Origin of the sequence: Gordonia lacunae, from assembly GCF_002149015.1 — a bacterium.
GTDB classification, from domain to species: Bacteria; Actinomycetota; Actinomycetes; order Mycobacteriales; family Mycobacteriaceae; genus Gordonia; species Gordonia lacunae.
Window position 1 is genome coordinate 145,168 of the sequence record NZ_NGFO01000004.1, and the last position, 25,234, is coordinate 170,401.

Genomic DNA, 25,234 nt, shown 5'->3' on the forward strand with positions numbered 1-25,234 from the left:
CGACACGTCGGGGCGGCCGACGTCCGTTTCCGGATGCGACCGCCCCGACGCCGTCTCCAGTGTCGATCAGCTCTGGCCGAGCATGCCCTTCATCTGATCGATCTCCGCTTGCTGAGTCCTCTTGACCTCCTGGGCAAGAGCTTTCGTCGCCGGGTCGACGCCGTCGGCGAGTACCGCGTCAGCCATCGCGATGGCGCCCTCGTGGTGCCGGATCATGCCCTCGAGCCACAGCCGGTCGAATTCCGTACCGCGCGCGTCCCGCAGGGCGGTCATCTGGTCCGGGCTGAGCATGCCGGGCATCGCGGAGTGACCACCATGCCCCATGTTCTCGTGGCTGTCGTCGAGATCGCTGGTGTCGACGCCCCAACTCTCGAGCCGGTCCTCCATCTGGCCGATCTCGGCATCCTGCGCCTTCTCGATCCTCGACGCCAGTGCGATCAGTTCCGCATTGTCGGTCCGGCCCTCGACGAGTTCGGCCATCGCGACAGCCTGGCGGTGATGTCCGATCATCGTCGAGGTGAATTCGACGTCGGCCTCGTTGTGCGCGGCCGACGACGACGCGGACGTCGTGGCGGACTCCGCGGTCGAGGTGGCGGTCGAGGTGACCCCGGATGCGGCGTCGCTCGGCGTCTCGTCGGGCGAACAGCCGGCGATCGCGATGAGTGCCGCCGCAGTCAGTCCGATCCCGGATGCTGCGCGGATACGGCGTCGAGAGGTGTTGTGTGCGTGCATGAGTGAGTTCCTTGCTGCTGTCGTGGTACCCGGCGAGCACGACGGCCGGCCGGGTGGAGAAGAGATGAGAACACGGCGGACCGAGCGGTCCGCGGAGGTCACCTCAGCAGCGGATCACCTGTAGTTGCAGATGGGAATACACGGCCCACGGAGGCGGCCGACCCAGGACCGTCGTGCGTCGTCGTGCGGTGTCGGCGATCCGCGGCAGCACCGCGAGCGACCACACGAGGAGGACGAGAACCACGGCCGGCAGGTCGACCCCCGAAGCGCGGATGAAGACGCAGTCGTGGGAGTGTTCGCCGCAGTCGTCGGTTCCGGCCATCTCGGGGGCAGCGATCATCGTCGACGACGCGGTGAGCGCCGAATGGTCCGCGTGGTGCGACATCCCGCTGTCGTGTTCTTCCGGCCCGCTCGCTGCGCTCCCGGCGCCTGCATGACTCGGCCCGCTCGCTGCGCTCCCGGCGCCGGGGTGACCCGACACCACCGTGTGCATCAGCATCACGGCCAGTGCGAGCACCAGGACGAACCCGCGGCGCCGGACGACGGCGCCGCGACCGGTTCCACGACGGCGGCTCACGATGTCAGGTTACGAGGTCACGATGCCGGCGTCGACGCCCTGGCGTCGTCGGGGACGGCGTCGTCCGACTCGGCCGCCTGCTCGGCGGCTCGGCGTCGCTGACGTGGGATCAGTATCTTGCGGTCGACGATCTGGTACGTCGCCACCACCGCCGCGGCCAGTGCCCACCCGAGCACGATGTCGAAGATGTAGTGCTCGGCGGTGTACACCAGGGCGAACGCCATGGCGAGCGCATAACCCATGAACAGTGTTTTGCCCAACGCCTTCACCCGTGGCCACATGAAGAGCGCGAGGAGCATCGTCAGACCGGCGTGCAGCGACGGGATCGCCGCCACCAGGTTCGACTTGCCCTGACCCACCTCGACCAGGTTCGACGCCGCGTGGATGTTCAGGAAGCCCCAGCCGCGCGCGGAGATCCGCTCGACGTACGGATTCGCGTCCGGGTACTCGTTGTCGAGCGGTCCGAGCAGACCTCCCGGTTCCTTCGCCTCGGGCGAGTACATGCAGATGGGGTCGCGCGGGAAGTCCTGGACCTCGGCCGCGGTGCATCGCGCGGCGGCCCACGGCGGAGCGCCCGGGACGAGCGTGTAGCCGACGAGCGCGAGGAAGGTCGTCGCCACGAAGCACACGGCGTAGCGACGCCACGCCGCCCGATCCTTCAGCCACAACACCGCCGCGACCGCGTACGGGATGATGAAGTACGACATGTAGACGACGCTGACGATGACTTCCCACCAGGGCGGGCTCGCCTGTTTGAGGTGCTCCTGCAGCCACGCCGTGGGGTTGACACCACCGGTCAGCCAGGCGTCGAAATCGATCGCCAGATGCCAGTGGGTGGGCATGTCGACGATGCGCGCGACGTCCCGCGTCCAGTCGTACAGGATCAGGATCAGCGCGAACGGCGCCCAGTCGATGAGGATCGTGATGAACTTGCGCCGGCCGATGCAGGCGGCCGCGAGTCCGAGACACATCAGGACGATCAGGCGGGTGCGGTCGAAGGCCAGCCCGTAGAGCGCCACGTGCACCGCCATCAGCACGATCCAGGCGCCGATCGCGATGCGTCGGACCATCGTCAGATCGCGACGACTCTCCGGGTCGGCCTCCATCTCGGCAGCGGCGGCCAGATCGTCGAGGACCGGGGAGACACCGGCGGGGCCGGTGTCGTCACGGCCGGTGTCGTCACGGTCGGTGCCCATCGAGGAGTCCGATGTGGCGGTGGTCGTCTCGGCGCTCTCGCGCTCGTCGCGCTTGGCGGATCTGCCCGGCTGCGGGACGCCCACCGTCTCCTCGACACTCACCCGACACAATCCCGCCCGTCACACCCCGCAGGGCAACCACCCACTTAACCTGCCGTCAGTGTAATGGCCATCTCTCGTTGGCGAGCCACCCCGACGGCCAGGCATGTCGGATTCGGGCGGTTTCGGCGGAGTGCCGCGCACCCGACCCGCGCCGACTGCGGTTTTCGCGGACGCCTCGCCGGACGGGGTGTTGTGGATCACACTGGAGGCGTCGATCCCCTGAAGGAGGTGTCGGTGCCCAATCGCTACCTGCGCTACGGCGACCAGCGCTACATCATCAACAAGGAGGCGGAGGCCCGCCTGAATCGCACTCTCGACGCGGTCTACGCCGACGGAACCCGCGGACACGAGTGGCTGAACCTCTATCACGACAGCGCGGCGCCGTGCCGGCTCCTCATCGCCCCCGGGGTGCCGATCACCATCGAGACCGAGCCGTGCGTCGGTGAGTAGCCCGGGCCGGGGTCGAGGAGAGACCGGACGGAGGTGGGCATCCCGCCCCGGGCGTGTCCACCGATCGACGTCGACGGGGGCGTCCGCCCGTCGGTGACGGCAACTATCGTTGTCGCATGCGCATCGGAGCACATCTTCGCGAGGACGCCGACCCCCTGGCCACGGCCGCCGAGCTCGGAATCGACGTCTTCCAGATGTTCGTCACGGACCCCCAGAGCTGGAAGAAGCCACAGCCCAACCCTCGCGCGGCGGAGTTCCGCGAGTCCGACATCGACGTCGTCGTCCACTCCAGCTACCAGATCAACGTCGCGAGCCTGAACAACCGGCTGCGGATGCCGTCGCGCAAAGCCGTCGAACAGCAGGCCGCCGCTGCCGCCGAGCTGGGTGCCTTCGGCCTCGTCGTCCACGGCGGCCATCTGCGTGACGGCGAGGACAGCGCCGAGGGTTTCGCCAACTGGCGCAAGCTCTTCGACCGCCAGGTCGACAAAGGCGGCTTCGGCGTCCCGATCCTCATCGAGAACACCGCGGGCGGCGACCACGCGATGGCGCGCACGCTGGAGTCCATCGACCGCCTGTGGGAGGCCGTCGGCGACTTCGACCAGGCGGGTTTCTGCCTCGACACGTGCCACGCGTGGGCGGGCGGCGAAGATCTCGTCGGACTCGTCGAGCGGGTCCGCCAGATCACCGGCCGGATCGATCTGGTGCACCTCAACAACTCTCGTGACGAGTTCGACTCCGGTCGCGACCGGCACGCGAACCTCGCGTCGGGCCACATCGACCCCGAGGTACTCGTCGCGGTCGCCGAGGCGGCGGGTGCGCCGGTCATCCTGGAGACGCCCGGCGACGGCATCCCCGACGACCTCGCCTATCTGCGCGAGTCGCTGTAGCCCGTCACGTCACCGGACCGGGTAGGCGGCAACGTTCATGACGACCGTCCCCCGGCAGGGCCCGCCGTAGATGGTGGTCCGCCACACGCCCTTCAGGGATCCGTCGCTCTGCGGCTTGTAGGTCGCGACCGACCGCGCCGGACGCCACACCTTCGGCACGCCGACCCCTTGCCAGCAATCCCACTGCCAGCTGTACCTATGCACCCACGAACCGTTCTGCCAGGTGTACCGCGGCGGCTGCGGCAGCGTCGGATTGGCCGGCTTGGGACCCCCGACCACGGTCGCGACGCATCGGCTGCGCACACAGTCGGTGTCGAAGGTGTAGTCGTCGGAGAAATCCGGTTCGCGTTGCCGTGCCGCCAGGCTGGTCCCGGTCTTGGAGGCCGCGAACCGCTTGAGCGAGTACACGCCGTCCCAGGTCGGCCTCGGCGCCGCATCGGCGGGGGCGACGCTCGCCAGCAGTCCGGCGGCCAGGGCGAGGATGAGGGCCAGGACACTCGCGGGAACGACCCGGGCGTTTCGACGGCCGGTGGAACGGGATGCACGCATTCACTCATTGGAGCGCAGATCCGGGCGGCGCGTCGGCGTTGGACGATTCTCGTCGTCGTGACCTCGGGCGCAGATCACACATCTTCCGATTGATCCGGCGCACATATGGGGCTATTCTATGGTTACCGGCGAGTAACTTAGCTCGAGCCGAACAGCCCCCTCAACCGGCCGGTACGCGAACATCCGTGAGCGATCGGACCGGGCCGAGGACGCCAACGCAGACGGCCACACCAGACAAGGAACCACCATGGGCCATTACAAGAGCAACATGCGCGACCTGCAGTTCAACCTCTTCGAACTGTTCGAGCTCGACAAGGTACTGGAGTCCGGCGACTTCGGTGACCTCGACCGCGAGACCGCCGTCGACATGCTGCGCGAGGTCCGCGCGCTGGCCGAGGGCCCGATCGCCGAGTCCTTCGTCGACGCCGACCGCAATCCCCCGGTCTTCGATCCCGACGAGCACAGCGTCACGATCCCCGAGTCGTTCAAGAAGTCCTACAACGCCCTGATCGAGGGCGGATGGGACAAGATCGGCATCGCCGAGGAGCTCGGCGGACTGCCCGCCCCGCGGTCGCTGTACTGGGCGATCGGCGAGATGATCCTCGGCGCGAACCCGCCCGTGTTCATGTATGCCGCCGGCGCCGGCTTCGCCAACATCTTCTACAACAACGGCACCGATGAGCAGAAGAAGTGGGCCGCCATCTGTTCCGAGCGCGGTTGGGGCGCCACCATGGTGCTGACCGAGCCCGACGCCGGCTCCGATGTGGGCGCCGGACGCACCAAGGCCGTCGAGCAGGAAGACGGCTCCTGGCACATCGACGGCGTGAAGCGCTTCATCACCTCGGCCGATCAGGACATGACCGAGAACATCTTCCACCTCGTGCTCGCCCGCCCCGAGGGTGCCGGGCCGGGCACCAAGGGTCTCTCCCTGTTCTTCGTGCCCAAGTTCCATTTCGACTTCGAGACCGGCGAACTCGGCGAGCGCAACGGCGTCCACGTCACCAACGTCGAGCACAAGATGGGCATCAAGGCGTCGGCCACCTGTGAGGTCACCTTCGGTCAGCACGGCACCCCCGCCAAGGGCTGGCTCGTCGGCGACGTCCACAAGGGCATCGCGCAGATGTTCGAGGTCATCGAACACGCGCGAATGATGGTGGGCACCAAGGCCATCTCGACCCTGTCGACCGGTTACCTGAACGCGCTCGAGTACGCCAAGGAGCGTATCCAGGGTGCGGACATGACCCAGATGACCGACAAGGCCGCACCGCGCGTGTCGATCACCCATCATCCTGATGTGCGTCGCTCGCTGATGACCCAGAAGGCCTACGCCGAGGGGCTGCGCGCGATCTACCTCTACACCGCGTCGCACCAGGACACCGCCGCCGCGAAGATCGTCTCCGGCGCCGACCCCGAGATGGCCCACCGCGTCAACGATCTGCTGCTCCCGATCGTCAAGGGCGTCGGCTCCGAGCGCGCCTACGGCACCCTCGGCCACGAGTCGCTGCAGACGCTCGGCGGCTCGGGATTCCTCCAGGACTACCCGATCGAGCAGTACATCCGTGACTCGAAGATCGACTCGCTGTACGAGGGCACCACGGCCATCCAGGCCCAGGACTTCTTCTTCCGCAAGATCATCCGCGACAAGGGCCAGGCCCTCGCACACGTCGCCGGACAGATCCAGACCTTCATCGATTCCGAGGCGGGCAACGGCCGGCTGAAGACCGAGCGGGCGCTGTTGAAGACCGCTCTCGACGACGTGCAGGCGATGGCCGCCTCGCTGACCAACGATCTGATGGCGGCACAGGAGAACTCGGCCGAGCTGTACAAGGTCGGACTCGGTTCGGTCCGCTTCCTGATGGCCGTCGGCGACCTGCTCATCGGCTGGCTGCTCCTCCGCCAGTCCGAGGTCGCCCTCGCCGCCCTCGACAACGGGGCCTCCGACGCCGACAAGTCCTTCTACGAGGGCAAGGTCGCCGTGGCCAGCTTCTTCGCCAAGAACATGCTGCCGCTGCTCACCTCCGTCCGCGTCACCGTCGAGAACATCGACAACGACATCATGGAGCTCGACGAAGCGGCCTTCTGAGCTACTCGACGAACTCGACAAGAACTCCCACCGGCGAATCAGCCGGTGGGAGTTCTTTTTGCGTCGAAAAGCAGGTCACTCGATGGCGCTGAAGCAGTACCCGACCGGCCGCGGTTTCTCCGCGAAATAGCTGCCGTCCGAGCCGGGGCATTCGGGCTCACCCGACGCCTTGGTGTCGACGCGGATGTTCGTACCGCCGGAAACCGGTGCATCGCATTCGATCTCACGGATCTCGGCGAGTGCAGTCCCGCCGGTCGCCGACGGCAGGTAGTAGCAGCGCCCCTCCTGGTACACCGGCGCAAGGCACAGGGCACCATCCTGGCCCGCCACCCAGTAGCGCGAGTAGTTGGCGCCGCACAATCCCTGCGTGATGGACTTCTCCGCGACGACGTAGTGGAAGTCGGTGTCACCACACGACACTTCCTTGGCGTCGAGCGTGTCCGGCTTGGCCGTCACTACGATGCACTCGCCCGCCTCGACGTCACTGACGTCCGAGATCCCACCACCTTGTGCCGACGACACCAACACCTTTGCCACGCCACCGGCGATCACGATCAGCAACAGCACGCCCACGACGCCCAGTGCGACCCACAATCCGGTGCGCTTCTTCTTCGGCGGTGGCGGGAACGGCGGCCCGGGCGGGTACATCCCGCCCGGGCCGGGGCCACCCGGATACGGCTGTGGCGCTCCGTAGGGCACCTGATTCGGCGGCGGAGCACCGTAGGGGTGATTCGGCGGCGGGAACCCGCCCTGCGGTGGGTACTGCCCGGGCTGTGGTTGTGGCCCGTATCGCGGGTCCCCCGGCTGATATGGCGAGTTGGTCACGCCGCGAAGACTACCGGCCCCCACCGGTACGTCCAGTGCACCGGCGAACCTCGACTCGACTCATGCACTTCGATCGAAGTCCAGTAGTCGAAGTGAAGTTCTTTGGTCGGCGAGGTGTTACTCGAGGAAGGTGAGGCAGTAACCGGTGGGGGTCGGTCTTGGGATGAAGTACTCGGACTGACTTTCGGGGCAGGTCGGTTTGCCCGCCGTTTTCGAATTGACCCGAATATTGGTTGCGCCAGGTATCACAACTGGTTTCGCACAGTCGATCTCGCGAGTCTCGGCTATGGCGAGACCTTCGGTCGCGGCCGAGATGTAGTAGCAGCTGCCAGGGTGCAAGACCTCCGCGAGACACAGCGCACCGTTGGCAGACGGGTACTTGCTCGAAAACCAGAACTTCGCGTACTCGGGACCGCAGATCTCTTTGCCGACGGACACCGATGCAACGACATACCGGAACCCGCAGCCGGAGCACGAGGCTCGTTTGACGACAAGCGATGCCTGCCGTGCTTCTACCTGGACGCACTCGCCGACGGAGACGTCATCGCTGCTGACCACCACTGTGCTGGGCGGAATGGAGTCACCAAGTCGGTGGAGGCCGAGTCCCCCGACTGCGAACACGACCAATCCCACGACGGCGCCGAGCAGGAGCCATAGCCCTGTGCGCTTCTTCTTCCGCGGCGGCGGGAACGGCGGTCCTGGCGGGTACATGCCTCCGGGAATCGCAACTCCGTATGGAGGCGGAGCCCCGTACGGCTGAGTCGGCGGTTGAAAACCCGGGTGCGGAGGGTACTGCCCTGGCGGGGGTTGTGGTCCGAATCGCGGGTCCCCCGACTGATATGGCGAATTGGTCACGCCGCGAGGACTATCCCGAACCTCGCGATCGCTGACCGCCGTATCCACTGTTGGATTTGCTGGCCCGACGGGATGCCTGCGGGTCCGGTGGATCAGCTCCGCTGTTCAGACGTCCCGTCCAGACCGCACACGCTCCACCACGTCTGCATAGAAGGTCGCGGTCAGGAGAACCATGGCCGTCACGAATCCACCTTCGCTGCCAGACCGCTTAGACCCCATCGACGACTCCATGGTCACCGTGAACTCACGGATGTCGCGGCCGTCGGTGGGCATGACAGAGGTCGCGTCTGCGCGTATGTCCTTCAGCAACGCCGCGGTCGACTCGACCCGACTTCCCGCATGATGCGCCGTGATCCGCAGATCGTCGGGCGCGTCGGCAAGTTGACGAATCAGCCAATTGATCTTGGTCTGGGTTCGTCCCGTACGCGGTGCTGCGGTCTTCAACGAGCAGCCGATACGCCCGCGGCCCAGATCGGCGTGCATCGCCACCGGTCCAGCCGCGCCCGAGACCTTCAACAACGCGAACAGCTCCCCTGAGTCAGCCAGTTGCCGGGCACGACTGACCGTATCCACGCGACTCGCCGGCGACTGCGCAGTCACCCTCTGACCGGTGAGTGCGCCCAGTCGCAGCGCAACATGGCGAGCCAGACGATCAAATCGGTCGCACACGTCCGACGTCGAGTCGTCCGACGCGCCGACAGTCTTGTTCTTGACTGCTTCCCGGATCTTGACCCACTGCTTACCCATGTCGTCGAAAGTCCGCATACCGGACTGGCTGTCGGCGGCGTACCAGAGGAGTTCCTCGAGCAGACGAGCTCGCACCCTGTCGTCGACGCCGACATGCTCGTGCACGATCATTGCCTCGGCGAGGATCTCTTCCCACGAAAGATGCTTCAGGACAATATTCTTCGAGGGTTTTGCCTCGACGACGAAGGGGTGCAGGTCGGGAGACGCCATCAAGTCGCCGCTTATCGTGATAACCGCGTCCATCGACTTCGCCTTGGCCAGTTTGAGGTAGGTTCCGACCTGATCCCCGGTCAGCTCCGCCCGGCCGGTTTTCACTTCGACAAGTGCTCGCCACACCTTGCTACCGCGACTCACCCTGATCAGTCCATCCGGGCGCACCTCCTCACCCGACATCGAGAATCGAACTTCGGCGAATGCTTCGATACGTCCTCGCGGCGCTCCGGTCTGGCTGAGGACCGCGCGGCCGAACTCGGGGACCGTCTCCATTGTGGCCAGCAGAATGGACGTCGTGCGCATCTCTTGTTCGGCGGCCGACTTGATGCCCGCAGATGGGAAGAGGCGCGCCCGCTTCCACTCCGACTCAACATGTCGAGGTAGATACGCCTGAGTTCTCGACGCCCAGTCCTTCGGCAACGGCGCCGGGCGTCGTTTTCGACCGATCGTGACCTTTGTACCGGGCTCACTCTGTGGAGGTGCAGTTTCTCGCCCGGCGTCGTCAGCACTCGGCACCGCGGTGTCGGCGGCGAGAGCCGCCTCGGCCGAACTTGCGTCAGGGACCGACTCGGCAACGTTCTGTTCCGTGTCCGGTTCCTCGTCGACACCGAACGAATCCAGGCTGCCGTCGACAGACTCGGTGTCGTCGACTTCGATCCCATGGTCGGAAACCAAGGCCTCGAGTCCTCCGTCGTAGCCCTGACCGACGGCTCGGATCTTCCAGTTATCGTTGCGCCGATATATCTCGCCGAAGATCAGCGCGCGTTCCGACGACAGACCCTCCATTGCGTGCACGACGAACGGAGCATCCGGCTCGTCTGCATGGGCGACGTACATGTTGACGAGCGCGGCGTCTCCGAAGCTGGCATCCGTCCGAGGGTCCGTGCTGGCCGTGACCAATATTCGCGCGACCGAATCGGGTATGCGCGCGAGATCGACCTCCACGGCATCTTTCTGACCGAACGAACTGCCATCCGGGTCCTGCTCGTGCACCCCGTGCGAGACCAGTCGTACAGCGCCTCCCACCCCCGTGGGCTGGTTGTAGAAGATCAGGTCGTCATTGGACCGCACTTGTCCGTCGTCACCGAGAACGAGGATGCCGGCGTCGAGTCCGATCTCCTTCCCCGCGGCCGCTTCGGTCTGGATGACGACCACCAGCCGCGGTGAGTTTTCGCCGGCGACTTCGTCGACAGATACGTTTCCACCCTTGGACAGCTCGCGAAGCTCCACCTCGCCAACCTATTGGCAACACCTTGGTCGGTGTGTGGCGAATCGGACAAGTGGGTCGAATTCGAGGCTCATTCGACTGATCGGGGGATCGGTCCCCGCACCACCCCGGACGTGGCGATCAGACCGCCTTCTTGCGTTTCCGCTGTCCCGCCCGCGCGGAAACGGCGGCTCCGAGCAGGATCATCCGCATCGTGCGCTCGGCGGCGTCGGCGAGGAGTTGCTCGCCGTTGGCGACGGCCTCCGACAGCGGCATCGGCACCGCGATGATCGACGCGATCGCGCCGATCCCGACGTCGTGGACCGCCGGCGCGCCGTCACCGAGCGAACCGGCCAGAGCGACCACCGGCACACCCCGCAACTGGGCACGGCGGGCGACCTCGGCGGGTACCTTGCCGCGCGGGGTCTGGAAGTCGATCGACCCCTCGGCGGTGATCACCAGATCCGCCTTGCCGATCCGATGGTCGAGGTCGATCCCGGACAGCCCCGAGTCGAGCAGGGCGTCGAACCGCGACCGCAACTTCCCGCCCACTGCCGCCAGTCCCGCGCCGAGGCCGCCCGACGCCCCGGTACCCACCCCCTGGCGATAGTCGATGTCGGCCAACCCGTCTCGCTGGAGGATGTCGGCCCAGACGTCGAGCGCAGCCGCCAGCGAGTCGACCTGCGCAGGCGTCGCCCCCTTCTGCGGACCGAACACCCGGGCGACACCGTTCGGCCCAGTCAGGACATTGTGCGGATTGCCGGCGATCACCATCTCGACCTCGCGCAACCGCGGGTGCAGGCCGGTGAGGTCCACAGATGCGGCGCGCACGAGTTCGGCTCCACCGCGGCCGATCTCGCGCCGATCGTGATCCGAAACGCGGGCCCCGAGGGCTTGCAGCGCCCCCGCCCCGCCGTCACACGTGCCCGAATCGCCGCAGCCGACGAGGATCGCCGACACACCGGCGTCGAGCGCGGCAACGATCAACTGTCCGACACCGTAGGTGGTGGTGGCGCCCGGGTCCCGCTGTCCGGCCGGGACGAGTGCCAGTCCGGCGGCAGCGGCCATCTCGACGACGCCGATCCGGTTCCGGCCGACGCCTACTTCGGCCCAGTGCGACCGCACCGGTTCGCCGGTCGGCCCGCAGACGGTCAGTTCGTGGAGGCGCCCGTTGCCCGCCGCAGCGATGATGCGGGCCGTACCTTCGCCGCCGTCGGCTATGGGCGCGATGTCGACGCGCACCCCGGGAAGTGTGCGGCGCACCCCTGCAGCGATGGCACCGGCCACCGACACGGCGTCGAGGCTTTCCTTGAAACCGCTCGGGGCGACCAGGATTCGTTGCGGAACTCGGACTGACATCGGTACTCCTGTTGATCGATCGGACAGCGGGACGCGTGCCCGTAGGCACATTCCGGACAGTCGCGGCGCGACGGTCAGGACGAGAGGAGGGGCAGGCCCAGGCAGGGCCAGACCCAACGCGCGAAGATGATGAGCACCACCAGCGACACCGGTGCGAGCAAGGCCGACATCGTGAGCAGATGGCGCGGTTGATAACCCGGTACGTCGGCGCTCGCGGCGAACATGGCGACCGGTTTGGCCGAGCTCGTGAGGGTGATGCAGAAGCCCGCGGCCGCAGTCGACAGGAAGGCGGCTGCGGCTGGATCGACGCCGACAGCCGGGGCGGTCACCACGATGATCGGGATCAGCACTGCCGAACGGGCCGAACGGGAGTGGATCACCAGGTGCGCGAGCAGCGACACGATCGCCGACACGACGACGAACACCATCGCGGCCGCGGGACCGGTCTCGGCGATGGACCCGAAGGCCTGATCCGCCAGCCACTCCGCGGCACCACTCGAGTTGAGCGCCTTCCCCAGCGCGAGGGTGGCGGCCATGAACAGCAGGAGCGTCCACGGGATGGTCTTCAGCGCCGCGCCCAGCGTCGTCGCGCCGACCGCCGGCGCCGACACTGCCAGCGCGCCGAGCACCGCGACGATGGCCGGGTCGACACCATGCAGTGGTTCTGAACACCACAGCACCACAACGAGTCCGAGAATGACGGACACCCGTCGTTGAGTAGACGTGAGCGGTCCGGAGGTCGCCGTCCCGGTCGCCTCGAGGGCGGCCGGCGGTACCGACAGCGGACGTGCTCGTTCGGCGTGATCGGTCATCAGCCACAGCGCGGCCTCCGCCGCGAGGTGCGACCAGACGACGGCCAGCGGCACCCCCAACACCGCCCACTGCAGAAAGCCGATGCCCGTTCCGGTTACCGCCAGGACGATCTCGGCGGTGATGAGGTGCGCTCCGGCGCCCAGCAGTGATCCGACCGCCGAGAACAGGATGACGAACGGGAAGACCAGCGCGAGACAGCGCACCAGTCGCGGTCGGTCATGAAGGACGGCGGCGAGAGCCAGAAAGATCGGAAGTGCCAGAGCCGCACGGCCCGACGTCGCCGGGACTGCGAACGTGGTCAGCAGCAGCGCAGCCGTGATGAGGTGGACCAGCTGACGCGGCGTCCGGGCCCGACGGACGACCCGTGCCGACACCCGAGCCGACAATCCCGACGCCGTGACCGCGGCTGCGATCACGAAAGCACCGATCAGCAGCCAGATCACACCCGAACCCAGTGTCCCCGCGAAGGTGTCGGCGTCGATGATCCCGACGATCACCAGTGTGATTCCGCCACCCAGTGCGACATAGGTGTCGTCGAGGGGCGAGAAGATCCACGCCCATACCGCGATCAGGAACACGAGCAGCGTCACCACGGCGTCGGACGACAGCCGGCCCGACCAGCCGGCGTGACCGACGATCGCGCCGGCGACCACGACCGCCACGAGACCTGCTGCAGCCCAGGGTGTCAGCAGCCCACCGAGAACATCGCGGACGCCGCGCCGTGGCGGCGGCGACACCACCGGCCGGACCGGCGGACGTGTCGCGTACCTCGTCACCGGGCCCGTGTGAACCCGGGTTCGGTCGATCGTGTGCGGTGCGGTCATGGCGACAACTATCGGGCCCCACCGTGACATCTCCATGAGACGCGGATGAAAGTTCTTTCACAGGAACAGGTCACGTCAACGACAGACGCACCACCGGATCGGCGGTGCGTCTACTCCTCGACGGTCCTCGTCGCGAACGTCGGTCAGCTGCCCTGCAGCAAAAGGTTGTCCTTGAGGAGCATGTCGGGGTCACCCACGCAGAACGCGCGAACCAACAGGTAACTGTTGGGGTTGCTCTTGACCAGTTCCTTGCCGTGCCGGTCCGCGAACGCGGTGATCGTGGCGATCTGCTCGGAATCGGTGAGCGACAGATAGGTGCCGCAGGTCATCTCGTCCGGGTCGGTCGCCGCACCCGCCTGCGGCGGAACCCCCACCGGCGGCCGGGTGGTCCGGCTGGTCGGGGCGGGAGCAGTCGTGGTCGTCGCGGTCGAGGTCACTGCGGATTCAGTTGTCTTCTGGGCGATCGGCGAGACCTCGGGGACAGCGGTCCCCGAGGTCTCGGTGGCACACGCGGCCGTGATCAGCACGGCCGCAATCACTCCGATCAGACCCACGCCGGTGGTGCGGCGGGCGTCGATCATGGCTGTTGACTACTTCGGTGGCATCCGGATGCCACCGTCGACGCGGATGACCTCGGCGTTCATGTAGCTGTTGGTGACCAGCTCGACGACCATGGAGGCGAGCTCGTCCGGCGCGCCCAGACGGTGCGGGAACAGGACCGACTCGCCGAGCTTGGCCTTGAACGCCTCGGCCGATTCGCCCTCACCGTAGATCGGGGTGTCGATCAGACCGGGGGCGATGGTGTTGACGCGGATGCCCACCGCCGCCAGGTCGCGCGCGACCGGGAGGGTCATGCCGACCACGCCACCCTTCGACGACGAGTACGACGCCTGACCGATCTGGCCGTCGAAGGCCGCGACACTGGCCATGTTGACGATCGCACCCCGCTCGCCGTGGGCGTCGAGCGGCTCGTTACGGCTCATCGCGGTGGCGGCGAGACGGATGCAGTCGAAGGTGCCGACCAGGTTGATCGCGATGACCTTCTTGTAGGCGTCCAGGTTGTGCGCCGAGCCGAACTCGCCGTCGCGGCCGATGGTGCGCTGGGCCCAGCCGATACCGGCCGAGTTGACCAGCGCGCGCAGCGGGCCGAGTTCGGTGGCCGCGTTGACGGCGGCTTCGATCTGTTCGGTGGAGGTCACGTCGACGGCGACGAACTGACCGCCGATCTCCTTGGCGAGTTCCTCACCCTTGTCCGCGTTGAGGTCGGCGACGATGACCTTCGCACCCTTGGCCGCCAGCTGGCGAGCCGCAGCTGCGCCGATACCCGACGCGCCACCTGTGACGATTGCACTAGCTCCATTGATATCCACGACTCGGAGCCTATCGAGCGTTCTATCGCCCGGTAAAGCCCCTCCGCGAAACACCCCTCGGGGTCAGACGCACTTCACGATCGGCTCGGGTGCATAACGGACGGTACGGGTGGACCGGTCGATCTCCCGGCCGGTCCGCGCGTCCTTGATGATGCGGGTATCCGACGTCGTGAAACCCTTGCTCCCACTGCTGGGGATGCAGTCGTCGCCGCGGGGGACGCGGACCCGCTGCGGATCGGTCGTCGCGAACCGTTCCCCAGTCACCGACTCGACCTCGAATGCCTTGGTGCCCCACAACCTCACGGTCACCGACGAGGGCGACCAGCTGGTCTCGATCAGGACGCCGTGCCGCGTGTTGTTGCGGAACTTCAGGTCGATGGCTCCCTCGAAGACCGTCGCCTCCCGCGCTTCGGGGTACCGCGAGATGTAGTACGCGTGCTCGGTGTGGTCGACATCCTCGAGCCCGGCGAAGTACGCCGCGTTGTACAGGGTCGTCGCGAACTGGGAGATGCCGCCGCCGACCGCATTCGACGCCCGCCCATGGTCGATGATCGTCGACTCGACGTACCCCTGTTCCGATCCGCGCGGCCCGGTGTGTCCATTGAGCGAGAAGACCTTTCCGGGCAGGACGAGCGCCCCGTCGACCTCTGCGGCGACGAGTCGGATGTTCTCGCCGGAGGCGCTCGAGAAGCCACCCGTGGTGTATTCACTGATCAGTTCCGTGACGCCGAGCTTGCGGGCGGCGTCGGTCGTGAGCTTCGGCTCCACCTCGTCGTAGACGACGTCGACCGTGCGGTCGCCGCCGTCGGCCGCCGCGCTCGTCGCGAGGGCCGCCAGGGTCTTGGGCCAGTTGATCGATGCGCCGTCGACCCCGGGCACCACCGCCGGACGGCCGGACGCGAGGCTGAACGTCGCACTGACCGGGGCCCGTTGCGAGGGATCGAGGTCGGGGGCGAGGAGCTCGCGGGCCGCCTTCTCGTCGGCTCGCGGGGTGAGTCCGCCGCGTCCGTCGGGACCGAAGGTCAGCATCGACGCGAGGTCGCCCGCCGGTACCTCGACCGTCCGTTTCCGCCGATCGGTGAGACGTACGGGAGCCGACGTCACGCGTTCGGCCGGCCCGGCGACGGTTGCGGCCACGACCTCGGCGCTGACGGTCGGCGCGAAGGGTTCCATCGGCAGGTCGACGGGTGCGCCGTCGAGCCACCGGTCGATGAGGGTGGCGGCCGCCGCGTCCCGGGCGATGCGTTCGCCCGCTGCGGGTTGGTCCCCGACCGGCGCGGTTCCGTCGTAATGCACGCCGCCTTCGACGGCGGCCTTCTCGAGAGACGCCCGCTGCACATCGAGGGCGGCGTTCATCGCGGTTCGATCCAGGGTGACGACCGGTTCGACGTCGGCGTCGCGGCCGAACAGCGCGGCCAGGCGGACGAGCGGATTGCGCGGCTGCTCGAGCAGGCGTGCACGCGTCGCGTCGGCGTCGAAGGCGAGTCCGAGGTCAGCCGGGGCGACCTCGGCCGACCCCTCCGGCGTCCGCAGGACGACCGGCTGCGTCGACCGCGCAGTCAATTCGTCGAGAACGGGAGTGAGCTGAGCAGAGTCACGACCGCCTGCATCGATCCCGCCGACGACGGCGTTGCGAGCGGAGTCGGAGCGGGTGGCCACGAATTCGGCGGCGAGGACGAGCGTGATCACTGCGACGACGGCGAGCACTGCGCGGAGCGCGGATCGTGCTCGGCGAGAGCCTGGGGTCACAACTCCATCCATCGTGGCTGGCAGCTGGGCCGTACTGACGACTGGTCCGATCAGGGGGTGGCCGCAGAACTACGGTCGGGAAAGTAGGCGCTCCGGCCGAGCTGTCGGGTCGGGGGTCTGACAGCGCAGCCGGAGCTATAGACATATTTACGCTACTTTTCGGCCGGAGGCATCCCCGGGAGGCCGATTCTGTCGAATATGTGACGAAGTACCCCCATTCGTCCCACGAAAGTGAGACGGATCGACTGATCAGTCGCCGATCCGTCCCACTTGTCGGGATCCCGGGGCCACATCGCGTTCGATGCGGCCCCGGCCCGATCAGCCCTCGATGATCGCGGTGACGCCCTGCCCGCCGGCGGCACAGATCGAGATCAATGCGCGACCGCCACCGTTCTCCTTGATCTGCTTGGCCGCCTGCGCGACGATCCGTCCACCGGTGGCGGCGAACGGGTGGCCCGCGGCCAGCGACGAGCCGTGGACGTTGAGCTTGCTGCGATCGATCGAACCCAGCGCGGAGTCGAGGCCGAGGCGCTCCTTGCAGTACTCCTCGGACTCCCATGCCTGCAGGGTGGCGAGGACCACCGACGCGAACGCCTCGTGGATCTCGTAGAAGTCGAAGTCCTGCAGAGTGAGCCCGTTGCGGGCGAGCAGACGCGGCACGGCGTACGTCGGGGCCATCAGCAACCCGTCGGGACCGTTGACGTAATCGACCGCGGCGGTCTCACTGTCGACGAAGTAGGCGAGCACCGGCAGTCCGCGGTCGGCGGCCCACTCGTCGCTGGCGAGCAGCACGGTCGACGCGCCGTCGGTCAACGGCGTCGAGTTGCCCGCGGTCATGGTCGCGTCGCCCAGGGAGACACCGAAGACGGGCTTGAGCTTGGCGAGCTTCTCCGCGGTGGAATCGCCGCGCAGGTTCTGGTCGCGGGTCAGGCCCAGGAACGGGGTGATCAGGTCGTCGAAGAAGCCGGAGTCGTACGCGGCGGCCATGTTCTGGTGGCTGCGCGCGGCGAGCTCGTCCTGATCGGCGCGCTTGATGCCGAACTCCTTCGCCGTGACGGCGGCGTGCTCACCCATCGACATGCCGGTGCGGGGCTCGCCGTTGCGCGGGATCTCGATGCCGAGTTTGGTCAGCAACTTCGCCGCACCGAGGAGCTGGTCCTTGGTGCTGCGGGCCCGATTGACCTCGAGCAGCTGACGCCGCAGGCCCTCGCCGACCGCGATCGGAGCGTCGGAGGTGGTGTCGACGCCGCCGCCGATCGCGGCGTCGTAGCGGCCACGGGCGATGCCGTCGGCGACCGTCGTGATGGCCTGCAGCCCGGTGCCGCACGCCTGCTGGATGTCGAAGGCGGGCGTGTACGGCGACAGGGCCGAGCCCAGCACCGACTCGCGGATGAGATTGAAATCACGCGCGTGTTTGAGGACCGCGCCGCCGGCGACCATGCCGAGCTGCTCGCCCTGCAGGCTGAAGCGACTCACCAGGCCGTCGAGTGCGGCGGTGAACATCTCCTGGTTGCTGACCTTCGCGTACGCCTTGTCCTGACGTGCGAACGGGATGCGGTTGCCACCGAGGATCGCGACAGGACGGTCGGTGCGGGTACCGCGCTTGTCGTCGGCGGACTTCTTCGCTGCGGGGTTGGACTGTTCGGCCACGTCGATCTCCCAAGGGTCGGGTGCGATATCTATAGCGTATTCTTACTCATCAGTAAGTTCGTTGTCGAACGACAGTCAGAGGAGATCAACGTGGCCGCCAACGGAAACACTGGCCTGTACTCGAGCTTCGTCCATTCCGCGCCCGGCGCATTCATCGCCAAACAGGCCGGACTTCCCGTCCCGCCGCCGCTGCGGCGCTACAAGGCCTCCGAGCCGCCGCTGCCCGGTCCGGTGCTGCTCGGCGGGTCCGGCCGCCTCGTCGAACCGCTCCGCGAGATGCTCTCGACCGAGGACTACGACCTCATCCAGAACGCCACGACCGGCCGCAGCGCCGACAAGTACGGCGGCCTGGTCTTCGACGCGACCGGCATCACCTCCCCCGGTGAGCTGCGTCAGCTCTTCGAGTTCTTCCAGCCGGCGATGCGATCGACCGCGGCCTGCGCGCGGTTCCTGGTCATCGGCACGACGCCGGAGCTGGTCACCGACCCGTCCGAGCGCGTCGCGCAGCGTGCGCTCGAGGGCTTCACCCGCTCGCTCGGCAAGGAACTCCTGAAGGGGTCCACCGTCCAGCTCGTCTACGTCTCCCCCGAAGCCAAGACCGGTCTGACCGGTCTCGAGTCGACCGTGCGCTTCGTGCTGTCGGCGAAGTCGGCCTTCGTCGACGCCCAGGTCATCCGGGTCGGCGGGGCCGACGCGACCGCACCGAAGAACTGGGACCGCCCGCTCGAGGGCAAGGTCGCCGTCGTCACCGGCGCCGCACGCGGCATCGGCGCGACCATTGCCGAGGTCCTGTCCCGCGACGGCGCCCACGTGATCGCCGCCGACGTCCCGCAGGCCGGAGACGCGCTGTCGGAGACGGCCAACAAGGTCGGCGGCACCGCCTTCCCGCTCGACGTCACCGCCGCCGACGCCGGCGCCAAGCTGGCCGAGCACGCCCTCGAGCGTCACGGCGGCATCGACATCATCGTGAACAACGCCGGCATCACCCGCGACAAACTGCTCGCCAACATGGACGACTCCCGCTGGGACGCGGTCATCGCGGTCAACCTCATCGCACCGCAGACCCTCGTCGAGACCCTGCTCGAGAAGGGCGCGCTGCGCGAGGGCGGCGCCGTCGTCGATGTGTCGTCGATCGCCGGCATCGCGGGCAACCGCGGCCAGACCAACTACGGCGCCTCGAAGGCCGGTGTGATCGGTCTCGTCGACGCCTACGCGCCGATCCTGGCCGAGAAGGGCATCACCATCAACGCGGTGGCACCCGGCTTCATCGAAACCAAGATGACCGCGGCCATCCCGCTGGCCACCCGCGAGGCCGGGCGTCTGATGAGCTCGCTGCAGCAGGGCGGCCAGACCGTCGACGTCGCCGAAACCGTCGCCTACTTCGCCAACCCGGCGAGCAATGCCATCACCGGCAACGTGGTCCGCGTCTGCGGCCAGGGATTCCTGGGGGCCTGATGGCGAAGACGATCACCCTCCCCGCCGCACCCGGCACCGCCGAGCTGTACGGCAAGGCGGTCACCGCGCTGCTGCCCGGTATCGGCAAACCGCCGCGGGTTCCGGCCGACGCCACCGCACCCGAGACGCGCTACCGGCTCGACGGTGTGCGCGTGGATTCGGCTGCACTGCAGGCGTATTGTCACGCGACCGGGCAGCGCTTCGGCGACACCCTGCCGCTGACGTACCCGTTCGTGCTGCAGTTCCCGGTCGTCATGAAGCTCATGACGTCCGACGAATTCCCGTTCGGCGCCGTCGGTTCGGTGCACATGACGAACACGATCGAACGCAAGCGGCCCATCGAGGCCGGTGAGCCGCTCGACATCGTGACGCACGCGGAGAACCTCCGCGAGCACCGCAAAGGCATCCTGATCGACGTCGTCAGCGAGATCAGCGTCGGGTCGGAACTGGTCACCACCCAGACGGCGACGTTCCTCAAGCAGCAGCGCACCAGCCTGTCCGACGAACCGCGCGGTCCCGAACCGAAGTCGAAGACCCCGCCGCCGCCGGACGCGATCCTGGCCGTCGACCTCAAGCGGATACGCGAGTACGCGGCCGCCTCGGGCGACCGCAACCCGATCCACATGGGCAACCTGCCGGCCAAGGCATTCGGCTTCCCCAAGGCGATCGCCCACGGGATGTGGAGTGCCGCAGCCGCCGTCGCGAACGTCGAGGCCCAGCTGCCCGACGCGGTGACCTACGACGTCAAGTTCGGCAAGCCGATCCTGTTGCCGGCCAAGGTGAACCTCTACACCCGCCGGATCGACGGCGGCAGTGGTGAGAGCAAGGGCAGCTTCGACATCGCGATCCGCGACCGTCGCAAGGGATTCCCGCACCTCACCGCGACGACGCGCGAGGGCTGAGGGGCTTTCGCATTTCGCTCCCGCGGTCACGTTTCCGTCCCGCTGATTGGATCCGATCAGCGGATAGGAAGCGGGACCGCGGGAGTGTTTGTGTTGCAATGCTTTTCCGCTACGCCGACTGCCCGCCCGCCTCGTCGAACCCTTCGATGATCTGGACGAGCCGTGACAACCTGTCCATGTCGAAGACCTGGTCCGGCCCCTGCGGCGCCTTGTCGATGAACGGCGGGTCGTACAGTTTGCCCGGCTCCATCGACCCGTTGCGGGTCAGGTAGTCGACGATGAGCCCGACAAAGTCGATCTGGTCGGCGGTCGCGTTGGTTTCGGCGAGGAACGCCGTGAAGCGTTCATTGACTGCCTGTCTGTCGAGCCCGACGAGTGACCGGATGAACTTCGGTAGGCCTTGAGCTTCGGCGATGGCCTGCTGGAGCTCCTCGGGAGAGCCCGCGCCGCTGCGTCCAAGCAGTTCTTGCAGCGAGTCGAGGTCGCTCTGGGTCAACGGTTTCCCGGTCCGAAGCTTCTGCAAGGCAAGATTGTCCGGTTGGTACCGGAGGTAGTCGCGGATCTTCGCGGTGAACCGTTCCTTGTCGGTGCCGGTGCGCATGATCGGCATGTCGACTTCTTCGACGTCGCCGACGAAGGTGTCGGTGAGTTCCGTGTAGACGATCGGCTGTTTGGTCTTCTCCAGCAGGCCGACGAGCGACCGGATCTCTTTGCGCACGTCCTCGAGCATCTCTGGCGTGACGTCGACCCACCATTCGTCGGACGCGACTTCGCGCAACAGCGCTTCCTTGCTCTTGATCTTCGGAATTGTCAGCTGCTCGAGCAGGCCGTCCGCGATCTCCCGGACCCGGTCCCGGCGTCGCGAGAACTCGGTCTCGTCCCCTTCGATGACCGCGAGTTGGCCGCTGAGAACGATCAAGTCGAAACGTTTGGCCATCTCATCGGTGTCACGGATGGTGGTGGGCAGATCAGCGAGGTTGTCGACGATCTCGCGGACCTTGGGCTCCGACAACGACTCCCACTGCGAACGATCGCGGTAGGTCTCGACCTGACGACGCCGTGGCCGCACGAGGAAGTTGTCCAAGTTCATCGACTGAACATGTCGGTGGAGACCGTCGGCAACGTCGTCTCGAAGGGCGGGATAGCTGTGCGACCGGTCGAGCGCGAAGACGATGTCGGTGCGCTTCTCGAAGAGCTTCTGCGACAAGCTCTTGGCGATGGTTCCCTCAGCTGCCTCCGGGTGCGCACCGAAGAATTCGACATTGCCGCACAGGTCGAAGATGAAGAAGTCGTTCTTGTCCTGGTCAGGTCCGTAGAGGCCGGGCCGTAATCGGGTTCCCCGGCCCACCATCTGCCAGAACTTTGTCTTGGACCTGACCGGCTTGAAGAAAACGAGGTTCACGACCTCGGGGACGTCGATGCCTGTGTCCAGCATGTCGACCGAGATGGCGATGTGCGGCTCTGCCTCCGGCTGCGAGAACCGATCGATCAGGTCTTGACCGTGCGACACCGAGTGGGTGATCACCGCCGCGAAGGTCCCTTTGTACTGGGGATAACTGACGTCGAAGCGTTGGGCGATGAAATCGGCGTGGCGCTGGTTCTTGGCGAAGATGATCGTCTTGCCGAGCCGGTCGCCGCCCGCGACTTTGTGCCCCTTCGTCATGAGCACTTCGAGCGCCTTGTCGACGGTGTCGGTGTTGAACAACCACTTGTTGACGGCCTCGGCGTCGACGGCATCAGGGTACTCATCGTCGGCGGCATCAAGCTCCCAGTCCTGGGCCTCCCAGCGCTTCTTCTCTTCCTCGGAAAGGTCGTCGTACTTGATGCCCTGCCGCTGAAAGCCGAGAGGCACGTCGACGGCTCGCGGTGGCACGAGGTAGCCATCCTTGATGGCCTCTTCGAGCTCGTAATCATCCGTAGGGACCCCGGTTTCGAGCCCGAACAGCTGAAAGGTGTTGAAGTCGACGTCGTCCTTGGGGGTGGCAGTGAGGCCCAAGAGGAATGAGTCGAAGTACTCGAAGATGCGGCGGTACTTCTGGTACACGGATCGGTGGGCCTCGTCGATGACGATGAGGTCGAAGTACCCGGGACCGAAACGGCGACGGCCGTCGTCGACCTCGTTGATCAGGCCCATCATCGTCGGGTAGGTCGACATGTAGACGCGTCCGTCGGTGTTCTTGTCGGTCAACAGGTTCACCGGCGGGGCCTCGGGTAGGAAGGTCTTGTAGGCATTCACCGCCTGCTTGACCAGCGCAACTCGGTCGGCGAGGAACAGGATGCGCTTCGCCCAGTTGGCGCGCATCAACATGTCAGAGAGTGCGATGACCGTGCGCGTCTTGCCAGACCCGGTCGCCATCACCAGAAGGGCGGACCGCTGACGCTCGTTCTCGAATCTGTCGGTGACACGTCTGATCGCTCGTGTCTGGTAGTGACGTTCGACGATCGAAGTAGGGACGTCGATGTCGGCGAGCTTCTTGCGCGAGGTTCGTCGCTGGATCTCGAGTTCGAGTTCATCGCGCGTGTAGAAGCCCTCGACGAGTCGCGGTGGCGAGTTGAGGTCGTCATGGAGGTAGATCTCGAAACCATTGGTATAGAAGATGATCGGTCGACGCCCGGTCATCGCCTCCAGGCAGTCCGCATAGAGCTTGGCCTGATGTTTGCCGGCGCCGGCATCTGTGGACGTTCGCTTGGCTTCGACGACGGCGAGCGGCAATCCGTCGGTTCCCCACAGAACGTAGTCGGCATACCCGGCTTTGCCGTCAGGCATACCGGTCACCGGGTACTCGCGGTCGCGCGTTTCGGTCAGGGGCCAGCCCGCCTCGTGCAGCATCAGGTCGATGATGTCGCTGCGAGTTTGGGCTTCGTTGTAGTCGTGGGTATCCGGATGCGGGGCGGCCGCGTCCTTGGCTGCCGCGACCTGGGCTCGCAAGGTCGCAACGAGTTCCTCGAGCGTGGCTTTCTCTGCGTCCGCGGCCTTGAGCTGGTCGTCGCGGGCGGTGAGTTGAGCTGTCAGGTCTGCACGCTGCTCGACGGCGCGTGCGAGCTCGAGATCTTTCTGTTCCAGCTGCGCGTTCAACTGCTGCAGCTGGGCAACCGTCTTGGCGACGCCTGGACCTCCGCCGGGCTTGGGGAGCCGCTCGCGGTCGATCTGCGTCGTGGCTGACGGCTTCGACTCGGGATTTGTTGCATACTCGCGCGCCAGCCACGACAGGATGTGGAACAGCTCCCCCAGCACGCGGAGGCCGAATTCCTTGCTGACGGGCCGGTCGTCGTGGACTGCGTGGTTGCCGCTCTTCCGGATGAGGTTCATCTTCGGGAACAGCTGCGGCGGCAACAATCGCTGGAAGGCCGGCTCATGGATTCGTGCGGACAGGTCGTCTCTGTATGGAGCCTGCAGGTGGTGCGCGGTGTAGAGCCACTTGACCGTCGACTCGAGGGTGCGCCGCGCGTAGAAGCAGGTGGTGCGGGCATCGAACAGCGCGTCACGCTCCGCGCTCTTGGCGCTGGCGTAGATCTGCGGCCACTCGGCCTGCAGGAAGTCGAAGTTGCCTGCCATCGCTGCCTCCTTCACCGCATAGATCCTGACACACAGACGCCCTGCTGTTGCCGAGCCGGCCAGAGTAGCGAGGCGGTCTGACATGTCCGCAGTATGTCGGATTCGCCCGGAAGCTGTCAGCACCGCGTGATCTGATCGGACTCACTTTGCAGACGGCCGGCGAGGGGTAAGCCGGACTGACCACGATGAGGTGACGTTGTCCGGTATCTCCGCGCACGCAATGGCAAACGAAGTCGGATTGCCCGTACGGGCGGTCGTGAAGTTGGCGCGCCGCCTCGGGGACAAGGGCGTGCGCGATCGGTCCAGTCTGATCAGCCCGATGGTCGCCGGCCAGATCCGGGAAAACCCAGCATGAAGTCGTCTGTGGCACTGCGGACCCGGCGGGACCAACTCGCCAGGAGCGCGAGATCTCGCCAGCTGTCCAGGGCCGAAGAACAGGAGCACCGCAAGCTGGTCTCAGTGTTCGGCCTCCCTACCGCGAGCTCCATGCGGCCCATCAGTAGGAAGTCGGGTTCAGGGTCAACCACGATGCGCGCAAAGACCTCTGGTTCAAAGAAGGTTCGGGAGCGACGGGCCAGCTACAAGAACGCGGTGAGCGGGCCAGGCGCGGCTCGGCCCCCCGACTCCGTCGCGTTTGCCACTCTTGCCCAGGAGCTTCACCTGAGTACCGACTACATCGCGAGGCTCGCCGTCAGGTATGGCGCTGGGAGTGATGTCGAGCATCCGACAGTTCCGGGTGACGTCGCGAAAGCCATCCGCAGTGCGTACGGGCTACGTACGACTGTCGCCAAGCGCAAGAAGTATCAACTGCTTAAACGACAGTTGGCCAGGAAACCGGGCGTTGGGAAGAGCCACGAATTCGGCGAGCTCAAATTCATGTTCGAGGGCAAGAAAAAACCGACACGGTCACGAACCAAACCCGACGCAAAGGCGAAACCCCGGTCGGGACAGGAACCCTCGGCACCGCCACGGCGTGTCTGTCGGCTGTGCCGCAAAGAGTTCTACTCGACGGAGCCATCACACGGGTGTGCCCTCGATCGGCGCACGCCTCGATTGAACGACTTGCCGCCGATCAAGCCCGTCAAGAGCAAGCGGCAGCGGCGACCCTCTGTCTTTGGACCCGAGTACGACAT

General features: G+C 66.5%; 19 protein-coding genes. 5 read left to right on the plus strand and 14 right to left on the minus strand.

The genetic code is table 11. The features are described 5' to 3' along the window. Positions 1-66: 66 nt before the first annotated feature. The 3 genes from CA982_RS05115 to CA982_RS05125 all read right to left on the minus strand — a co-directional run bounded on the left by CA982_RS05115 (position 67) and on the right by CA982_RS05125 (position 2,505). Positions 67-732, minus strand: a complete 666-nt coding sequence (locus tag CA982_RS05115; RefSeq protein ID WP_086534262.1) for a DUF305 domain-containing protein — start codon at positions 730-732, stop codon at positions 67-69. A 103-nt stretch (positions 733-835) separates the two neighbouring features. Next, complete coding sequence (locus tag CA982_RS26545) at positions 836-1,309, minus strand: hypothetical protein (RefSeq protein WP_086534263.1); 474 nt, start codon at positions 1,307-1,309, stop codon at positions 836-838. A gap of 17 nt (positions 1,310-1,326) precedes the next feature. Beyond that, entirely contained in the window at positions 1,327-2,505 is a 1,179-nt protein-coding gene (locus tag CA982_RS05125) for a phosphatase PAP2 family protein (protein WP_244176139.1), read from the minus strand. Positions 2,506-2,841: 336 nt separating this feature from the next. Between CA982_RS05125 and CA982_RS05130 the strand changes: the two genes are divergently transcribed. Both CA982_RS05130 and CA982_RS05135 read left to right on the plus strand, forming a co-directional pair. Next, the gene (locus CA982_RS05130; protein WP_086534359.1) at positions 2,842-3,057 is read left to right on the plus strand and encodes a hypothetical protein; all 216 of its coding nucleotides are present in this window, start codon (positions 2,842-2,844) and stop codon (positions 3,055-3,057) included. Between the two features lie 116 nt (positions 3,058-3,173). Then, a complete protein-coding gene (locus CA982_RS05135) occupies positions 3,174-3,944 on the plus strand; it encodes a deoxyribonuclease IV (protein ID WP_086534264.1) in 771 nt (256 codons plus the stop codon). A gap of 9 nt (positions 3,945-3,953) precedes the next feature. On the opposite strand, the gene CA982_RS05140 is transcribed toward CA982_RS05135, so the two are convergent. After that, positions 3,954-4,493 carry an Rv2253 family sensor-like surface protein gene (locus CA982_RS05140; protein ID WP_086534265.1) on the minus strand — a complete coding sequence of 180 codons (540 nt, stop codon included), beginning with the start codon at positions 4,491-4,493 and terminating at the stop codon, positions 3,954-3,956. A gap of 247 nt (positions 4,494-4,740) precedes the next feature. Between CA982_RS05140 and CA982_RS05145 the strand changes: the two genes are divergently transcribed. Continuing rightward, positions 4,741-6,576 carry an acyl-CoA dehydrogenase gene (locus tag CA982_RS05145; RefSeq protein ID WP_086534266.1) on the plus strand — a complete coding sequence of 612 codons (1,836 nt, stop codon included), beginning with the start codon at positions 4,741-4,743 and terminating at the stop codon, positions 6,574-6,576. 75 nt (positions 6,577-6,651) lie between these two features. Here CA982_RS05145 and CA982_RS05150 read toward each other — a convergent pair whose 3' ends face one another. The 9 genes from CA982_RS05150 to CA982_RS05190 form a co-directional block, all read right to left on the minus strand. Next, positions 6,652-7,401, minus strand: coding sequence for an LppU/SCO3897 family protein (locus tag CA982_RS05150; RefSeq protein ID WP_244176133.1), 750 nt, complete (start codon positions 7,399-7,401; stop codon positions 6,652-6,654). Between the two features lie 117 nt (positions 7,402-7,518). Continuing rightward, entirely contained in the window at positions 7,519-8,112 is a 594-nt protein-coding gene (locus CA982_RS05155) for a hypothetical protein (protein WP_244176134.1), read from the minus strand. Between the two features lie 249 nt (positions 8,113-8,361). Further along, the gene (locus tag CA982_RS05160) at positions 8,362-10,446 is read right to left on the minus strand and encodes a TerD family protein (RefSeq protein ID WP_086534269.1); all 2,085 of its coding nucleotides are present in this window, start codon (positions 10,444-10,446) and stop codon (positions 8,362-8,364) included. A gap of 118 nt (positions 10,447-10,564) precedes the next feature. Further along, positions 10,565-11,782, minus strand: a complete 1,218-nt coding sequence (locus tag CA982_RS05165; protein ID WP_086534270.1) for a glycerate kinase family protein — start codon at positions 11,780-11,782, stop codon at positions 10,565-10,567. Positions 11,783-11,856: 74 nt separating this feature from the next. Next, positions 11,857-13,419, minus strand: coding sequence for an SLC13 family permease (locus CA982_RS05170; RefSeq protein ID WP_086534271.1), 1,563 nt, complete (start codon positions 13,417-13,419; stop codon positions 11,857-11,859). A 143-nt stretch (positions 13,420-13,562) separates the two neighbouring features. Further along, the gene (locus tag CA982_RS05175) at positions 13,563-14,000 is read right to left on the minus strand and encodes a hypothetical protein (protein WP_086534272.1); all 438 of its coding nucleotides are present in this window, start codon (positions 13,998-14,000) and stop codon (positions 13,563-13,565) included. Positions 14,001-14,009: 9 nt separating this feature from the next. Further along, complete coding sequence (locus tag CA982_RS05180) at positions 14,010-14,789, minus strand: SDR family NAD(P)-dependent oxidoreductase (protein ID WP_086534273.1); 780 nt, start codon at positions 14,787-14,789, stop codon at positions 14,010-14,012. A 63-nt stretch (positions 14,790-14,852) separates the two neighbouring features. Beyond that, entirely contained in the window at positions 14,853-16,550 is a 1,698-nt protein-coding gene (locus CA982_RS05185; protein WP_244176135.1) for a VanW family protein, read from the minus strand. Positions 16,551-16,856: 306 nt separating this feature from the next. After that, on the minus strand, positions 16,857-18,188 hold the full coding sequence (locus CA982_RS05190; protein WP_086534275.1) for an acetyl-CoA C-acetyltransferase: 1,332 nt from the start codon (positions 18,186-18,188) through the stop codon (positions 16,857-16,859). Between the two features lie 90 nt (positions 18,189-18,278). On the opposite strand from CA982_RS05190, the gene CA982_RS05195 reads away from it, so the two are divergent. After that, positions 18,279-19,643 carry a 3-oxoacyl-ACP reductase gene (locus CA982_RS05195; RefSeq protein ID WP_086534276.1) on the plus strand — a complete coding sequence of 455 codons (1,365 nt, stop codon included), beginning with the start codon at positions 18,279-18,281 and terminating at the stop codon, positions 19,641-19,643. Then, positions 19,643-20,545 (plus strand): MaoC/PaaZ C-terminal domain-containing protein, encoded by a 903-nt coding sequence (locus CA982_RS05200; RefSeq protein ID WP_086534277.1) that lies wholly within the window; start codon positions 19,643-19,645, stop codon positions 20,543-20,545. Before CA982_RS05195 ends, CA982_RS05200 begins: the two co-directional genes overlap by 1 nt. 109 nt (positions 20,546-20,654) lie before the next feature. On the opposite strand, the gene CA982_RS05205 is transcribed toward CA982_RS05200, so the two are convergent. Then, the gene (locus tag CA982_RS05205; RefSeq protein ID WP_086534278.1) at positions 20,655-24,101 is read right to left on the minus strand and encodes a DEAD/DEAH box helicase family protein; all 3,447 of its coding nucleotides are present in this window, start codon (positions 24,099-24,101) and stop codon (positions 20,655-20,657) included. Between the last annotated feature and the right edge of the window lie 1,133 nt (positions 24,102-25,234).

What these genes read in the sequence shown, in the direction of transcription:
- CA982_RS05115 (WP_086534262.1), bottom strand. Translation starts at nt 732, where the DNA reads ATGCACGCACACAACACCTCTCGACGCCGTATCCGCGCAGCATCCGGG.
- CA982_RS05125 (WP_244176139.1), bottom strand. Translation starts at nt 2,505, where the DNA reads ATGGGCACCGACCGTGACGACACCGGCCGTGACGACACCGGCCCCGCC.
- CA982_RS05135 (WP_086534264.1), top strand. Translation starts at nt 3,174, where the DNA reads ATGCGCATCGGAGCACATCTTCGCGAGGACGCCGACCCCCTGGCCACG.
- CA982_RS05140 (WP_086534265.1), bottom strand. Translation starts at nt 4,493, where the DNA reads ATGCGTGCATCCCGTTCCACCGGCCGTCGAAACGCCCGGGTCGTTCCC.
- CA982_RS05145 (WP_086534266.1), top strand. Translation starts at nt 4,741, where the DNA reads ATGGGCCATTACAAGAGCAACATGCGCGACCTGCAGTTCAACCTCTTC.
- CA982_RS05155 (WP_244176134.1), bottom strand. Translation starts at nt 8,112, where the DNA reads ATGTACCCGCCAGGACCGCCGTTCCCGCCGCCGCGGAAGAAGAAGCGC.
- CA982_RS05165 (WP_086534270.1), bottom strand. Translation starts at nt 11,782, where the DNA reads ATGTCAGTCCGAGTTCCGCAACGAATCCTGGTCGCCCCGAGCGGTTTC.
- CA982_RS05170 (WP_086534271.1), bottom strand. Translation starts at nt 13,419, where the DNA reads ATGACCGCACCGCACACGATCGACCGAACCCGGGTTCACACGGGCCCG.
- CA982_RS05175 (WP_086534272.1), bottom strand. Translation starts at nt 14,000, where the DNA reads ATGATCGACGCCCGCCGCACCACCGGCGTGGGTCTGATCGGAGTGATT.
- CA982_RS05185 (WP_244176135.1), bottom strand. Translation starts at nt 16,550, where the DNA reads ATGGATGGAGTTGTGACCCCAGGCTCTCGCCGAGCACGATCCGCGCTC.
- CA982_RS05200 (WP_086534277.1), top strand. Translation starts at nt 19,643, where the DNA reads ATGGCGAAGACGATCACCCTCCCCGCCGCACCCGGCACCGCCGAGCTG.
- CA982_RS05205 (WP_086534278.1), bottom strand. Translation starts at nt 24,101, where the DNA reads ATGGCAGGCAACTTCGACTTCCTGCAGGCCGAGTGGCCGCAGATCTAC.